Below are 5,575 nucleotides of genomic sequence, written 5' to 3' on the forward strand. Positions count from 1 at the left end.
AGCCCCCTCCCACACTGGGTTCTCATTGCTGTCGGGCTCAGTATTCCAAGGCATAGTGTCGGCAATGGTTTAGATACCTCTGCTCATATCAGGCCTGCCCGGCGGCCTCTTTCAGCCAGCCCTTGAACGCCAGCATCGCCGACGTTTCAGCCCGTGACTGCAGGCGCGTCAGCCAATAGCTGCCGGTGGTAATGCCGATGTCGAACGGCTGGCGAATCACATCGCTTTCCAGCTGCCGCGAAAACATCATCGCGGGAGCAAGCGCCACACCGATGCCTTGCAGTGCCGCCTCCATCATGGCCAAGGATGAGTCGAACATGATGCTGCGCGGCACCACGGTGTCGGCGGGCAGCCCGGCGACCAGGAACCATTGGGTCCATTCATCGGCCCGGTAGGAGCGCAGCAACGTGTGTTTGAGCAAGTCGCCAGGCACCTGCAATTGCTCGGCAATTTGCGGCACACACAACACGTTCAGCGGTGCAGCCAGCAATTCGCAGGCGTCGGTGCCATGCCAGGCGCCCGCACCGAAGCGGATCGCGTAGTCCAACCCTTCTGCGGCGACATCGACGCGGTTGTTGTTGGTGGACAGACGCAGGTCGATAAACGGATAACGACGCTGAAAATCCGGCAGGCGCGGTAGCAGCCAGCCTACGGCAAAGGTGCCCACGACACCGACAGTGAGCACCTCGCGGTAATGCCCGCCTTCGAACTGGCCTAAGGTGTGGGCGATGCGATCAAACGACTCGCGCAACACCGGCAGCAGCGTTTCACCTTCGCGGGTGAGCATCAGGCCCCGGGGCAGGCGCTTGAACAAGGTGACATTGAGTTGCGCCTCCAGGCTTTTCACTTGATGACTGACCGCCGCCTGGGTCACGCACAGCTCGATGGCCGCACGGGTAAAGCTCAGGTGGCGGGCGGAAGCCTCGAAGGCGCGCAGGGCATTGAGGGGCAAATGGGAACGCAGCATGCTTGGCCCTAATTTTTCTAATGGCTGGTGCGAAATATCATCGTTTGCCCGGCCGGTAAAATCCACCTAGATTTGCGACGCCTGCGCAGGCCTCGATCATCTACAGGGAAGCCAATCACCATGAATCGTCATGTACAAAAAATCCTGATTTCAGCTTTATTGATGGGGGCCGGTACCTGCATGGCCGCGCCAGACCTGCGCAAGGTAGTGGATAGCAGCGTGGAACCGCTGATGCAGCAGCAAGGCATCGCAGGGCTATCCATCGCCGTCGTCAGCAAGGGCCAGGTGCAATACTTCAACTACGGCGTCGCCTCCAGGGAAACCCAAAAGCCTGTGACCGAAGGCACCTTGTTTGAAATCGGTTCGGTGAGTAAGACCTTCACCGCCACCCTGGGCGGGTATGCCCAGGCCACCGGCAAGCTGAAACTGTCGGACAAAGCCAGTGAACACCTGTCCGCCTTGGCCGGCAGCGCCTTCGACCGCATCAGCCTGCTGCAACTGGCGACCTATACGCCTGGCGGTCTGCCCTTGCAATTTCCCGACGCCGCCGACAACGCCGGGGCCATGCTCAGTTACTACCAGCAATGGAAACCGACTTACGCCCCCGGCACACAGCGACTCTATTCCAATCCGAGCATTGGCCTGTTCGGCTACCTTACGGCGCAAAGCCTGGGGCAGCCTTTCAACGTTGCCATGGAGAAAACCCTGCTGCCCAAGCTGGGCTTGAAGAACACCTACGTCAGCGTGCCCGTCGACCAATCGGGCCAATACGCCCAAGGCTACGACAAGAACCAGAAACCCGTCCGGGTCGGCCCTGGCGCGCTGGACAGTGAAGCCTACGGCATCAAGACCAGCACCCACGACCTGGCGCGCTATGTGATCGCCAATATGCACCCGGAAAACCTGGATAAGCCGCTGCAACAGGCCATTGCCACCACTCACACTGGCTACTACAAGGTGAACGGCATGACCCAAGGCTTGGGCTGGGAGTACTACCCCTACCCCATCACGCTGCAAGCACTGATTGACGGCAACTCCACGCCGATGGCGATGGAACCTCACAAGGCTGAATGGTTGGACACCCCGCAGGTACAACCGGCCAACGTGCTGTACAACAAAACGGGCGCCACCGGTGGTTTCGGCGCGTACGTGGCATACGTGCCGAGCAAGGACATGGGCGTGGTGATCCTGGCGAACAAGAACTACCCGAACGCCGAACGGGTGAAAGTGGCGCATGCGATCTTCAGTGCGCTTGACCAGTAAAGCCTGACAATAAACAAATGTGGGAGGGGGCTTGCCCCCGATAGCGGTGTATCAGCCTATTCATCCGTGGCTGATTCAATGCCATCGGGAGCAAGCCCCCTCCCACATTTTTACCGCGTTACATGCCTAGCCAATGCGGCAACGCCAGGGAGATAAACGGCAGGTAGGTAACCATGATCAGGAACACCAACAGAATCATCAGCCACGGCAACGCCGCTCGGATCGTCTGCCCCAGGCTCAGCCCGGTCACCGCCGAGGTCACGAACAGGTTCAGCCCCACCGGTGGATGCACCAGGCCGATTTCCATGTTGACCACCATCACGATCCCCAGGTGAATCGGGTCGATGCCCAGCTTCATCGCAATCGGAAAGAAGATCGGCGCCAGGATCAACACGATGGCCGAAGGCTCCATGAAGCTGCCGGCCACCAGCAGCACGACGTTGACCATGATCAGGAAACCAATCGGTGTCAGCCCTTCGGAGATCACCCAGGCCGTGATTTCCTGCGGGATCTGCTCGGTGGTCAGCACGTGGGCGAAGAGCATGGCGTTGGCGATGATAAACATCAGCATGATCGCCAGGCGCCCGGACTCCAGCAGCACCTTGGGGCAATCGCGCAGCTTCATGTCCTTGTAGACGAACAACGCCACGAACGCCGAGTACACCGCCGCCACGGCCGCCGCTTCGGTCGGGGTGAACATGCCGCTGTAGATGCCGCCGAGGATGATCACCAGCAACAGCAAGCCCCAGAAGGCCCGGCGTGCGCAGGTCAGCCACTCACGAAAGGTCGCACGGGGTTGCGCCGGCAGCTTCTTGATACGCGCGACGATGTAGATCGTGACCATCAGCATCAGCCCCAGCAGCAACCCTGGAACGACCCCGGCCATGAACAGCTTGCCCACTGAAGTCTCGGTGGCCGCCGAATACACCACCATCACGATCGACGGCGGAATCAGGATGCCCAACGTGCCGGCGTTGCAGATAATCCCCGCACCGAATTCCTTGGGGTATCCGGAGCGCACCATACCCGCCACGGCAATCGAACCCACTGCCGCCACGGTTGCCGGTGACGAACCGGACAACGCCGCAAACAGCATGCACGCCAACACCGCCGCAATGGCCAGGCCACCGCGAATATGCCCGACACAGGCGTTGGCAAAATCGATCAAGCGTTGCGCCACGCCGCCGGTGGTCATGAACGCGCCGGACAGTAGGAAAAACGGGATCGCCAGGAAGGTGTAGGCGTCGGAGGTTTCAAACAGCTTGATCGCCAGGGAACTCACCGAGTCCTGGCTGAACATCAAGATCGACATCGCGCCGGACAACCCCAATGAAATCGCAATGGGCACGCCGAGGAACATGAACACGAACAACAGCAAAAACAGACAGAGCACGGCCATCAGTGACGCTCCTCGTGGCTGCCGGCCAACTTGCTGGCCTCACCGGCCTCGTCAGCCAGCCCCAACCCGACCTGACGGTGGGTAAAGATGCGGTAGAAAATTTCCAGGTAGCGGATAAACACCAGGGCAAAACCGATGGGTACGATCACCACGATGTCGCCGACGTCGACGCCGTACTGGTCGAGGTCTTCGGCACCGATATGGGCGGTCATTACCGCGCCGACCCATTTGTAGCTGGCGACCATGAACAACCCGGCGTAGGCCAGGCAGCACAGGCACGCGAGCATGCCGAGCAGGCGTTGCACCGGGCGCTTGGTCAGCTTGACCAGGGCGTCCACGCCCAAGTGCCCGGCAGTCCGCACACCATAGGAAATGCCAAAGAAAATCAGCCAGCCGAACATGGCCTTGGTCAGCGCCACGCTCCAGGTCATGTCCTGGGCCCACGTCATGGTGTGGTCGCCCAGGAAGTTGAAAAACGTGCTGCTCAAGGCCCATTTGTCAGCCAGGGCAAAGAACAGCGTGTAGATGTTGTTGAGCATGACGTAGACAAATGTCACCAGGGTCATGGCCGCCAGCAGGAAGGCGATAAAGCCTTCCTCCAGGTGCTCCCAGACGCGCCTTAGCGTTTGCATGGCAAAACCTCGCGAAGCGGGAATGATGTCAGGGTGGAAACCGGGTCAAAATGTGGGAGCTGGCTTGCCAGCGATAGCGGTGGATCAGGCGCCAGCTGTATCAACTGACAGACTGCAATCGCGGGCAAGCCCGCTCCCACAGGGGCCCGGTGTTACTGGTTGGACGCGTCGGCCGCCTTGATCAGATCCACCCCGATCTCGCCTTCGAACTTCTGCCACACCGGGCGCATGGCTTCGCGCCAGAGTGCGCGTTGCTCGGGGGTCAGTTCGATGACTTCGCTGGTCTTGGCGTCGATGATCTTCTGCTTGGCCGACTGGTTCAGCGCTTCGGCCTGCTTGTTTACCTCGACGGTGACTTCGGCCATGGTCTGTTCCAGGGTGCTGCGGATGTCCGGCGGCAGGCCGTTCCAGAACTTGGCGTTGGTGATCACCATGTAGTCGATCAGGCCATGGTTGGACTCGGTGAAGTACTTCTGCACCTCGTTGACCTTCTGGCTTTCATAGTTCGACCACGTGTTCTCGGTGCCGTTGACGGTGCCGGTCTGCAGGCCCTGGTAGACCTCGGCAAAGCTCATCTTGCGCGGGTTGGCGCGGATCGCCTTGAACTGCTCTTCGAGCACGCTGGAGGCCTGCACGCGGAACTTCAGGCCACGGGCATCCTTGGGCTCATGCAGCGCTTTGTTGGCAGACAGCTGCTTGAGGCCGTTGTGCCAATAGGCCAGGCCAAGGATGTTCTTGCCCTGCATCGAGGTCAGCAGTTCCTTGCCTTGGGCTGCCTGGAAACGGTCGACAGCGGCCAGGTCATTGAACAGGAACGGCAAGTCGTAGATCTGCACCTGCTTGGTGTATTGCTCGAACTTGGCCAGGGACGGCGCAAGCATCTGCACGTCGCCCAGCAGCAGTGCTTCCATTTCCTTGCCATCGCCGAACAGCGACGAGTTCGGGTACACCTCGACCTTGACCTTGCCCGGCAGGCGCTCTTCGGCGAGCTTCTTGAACAGCAGCGCGCCTTGGCCTTTGGGGGTGTTCTCGGCGACCACATGGGCGAACTTGATCACAATCGGGTCTGCCGCCTGGGCCAGGCCCACAGCAAACAAGGTGGCGGCGCACAGCAGCGCCCGGGAAAGCTTGAGCATGGGAAATCACCTTCTTATTGTTGTGTTGTCAGGCAAGGTGCCTGATGTGATGCGTGTAGTGAATTTCGAATTTTAGATACCTGCGTTCGGCCAAGCTGAACGCCAACCTCAAGAACAATGGAGATTCCTGTGGGAGGGGGCTTGCTCCCGATGGCGGTGGTTCAGTCGGTATATCGTG

Annotated in this window: 5 protein-coding genes; 1 reads left to right on the top strand and 4 read right to left on the bottom strand. The window is 60.0% G+C overall.

Annotation, left to right across the window (positions count from 1 at the left end):
* Positions 1–88 precede the first annotated feature (88 nt).
* Entirely contained in the window at positions 89–967 is an 879-nt protein-coding gene (locus tag ACRESD_RS05155; RefSeq protein WP_431749936.1) for a LysR family transcriptional regulator, read from the bottom strand.
* Positions 968–1,087: 120 nt separating this feature from the next.
* Between ACRESD_RS05155 and ampC the strand changes: the two genes are divergently transcribed.
* On the top strand, positions 1,088–2,230 hold the full coding sequence (ampC, locus tag ACRESD_RS05160) for a class C beta-lactamase (protein WP_431749937.1): 1,143 nt from the start codon (positions 1,088–1,090) through the stop codon (positions 2,228–2,230).
* Between the two features lie 118 nt (positions 2,231–2,348).
* Here the strand turns inward: ampC and dctM are convergent, their stop codons facing one another.
* The 3 genes from dctM to ACRESD_RS05175 all read right to left on the bottom strand — a co-directional run bounded on the left by dctM (position 2,349) and on the right by ACRESD_RS05175 (position 5,397).
* Positions 2,349–3,629, bottom strand: a complete 1,281-nt coding sequence (gene dctM / locus ACRESD_RS05165) for a C4-dicarboxylate TRAP transporter large permease protein DctM (protein ID WP_431749938.1) — start codon at positions 3,627–3,629, stop codon at positions 2,349–2,351.
* Positions 3,629–4,261 carry a TRAP transporter small permease gene (locus tag ACRESD_RS05170; protein WP_431749939.1) on the bottom strand — a complete coding sequence of 211 codons (633 nt, stop codon included), beginning with the start codon at positions 4,259–4,261 and terminating at the stop codon, positions 3,629–3,631. Before ACRESD_RS05170 ends, dctM begins: the two co-directional genes overlap by 1 nt.
* Before the next feature lie 152 nt (positions 4,262–4,413).
* Entirely contained in the window at positions 4,414–5,397 is a 984-nt protein-coding gene (locus ACRESD_RS05175) for a TRAP transporter substrate-binding protein (RefSeq protein ID WP_431749940.1), read from the bottom strand.
* Positions 5,398–5,575 lie beyond the last annotated feature (178 nt).

Source organism: Pseudomonas sp. (genome assembly GCF_050739995.1).
Classification (GTDB): domain Bacteria; phylum Pseudomonadota; class Gammaproteobacteria; order Pseudomonadales; family Pseudomonadaceae; genus Aquipseudomonas.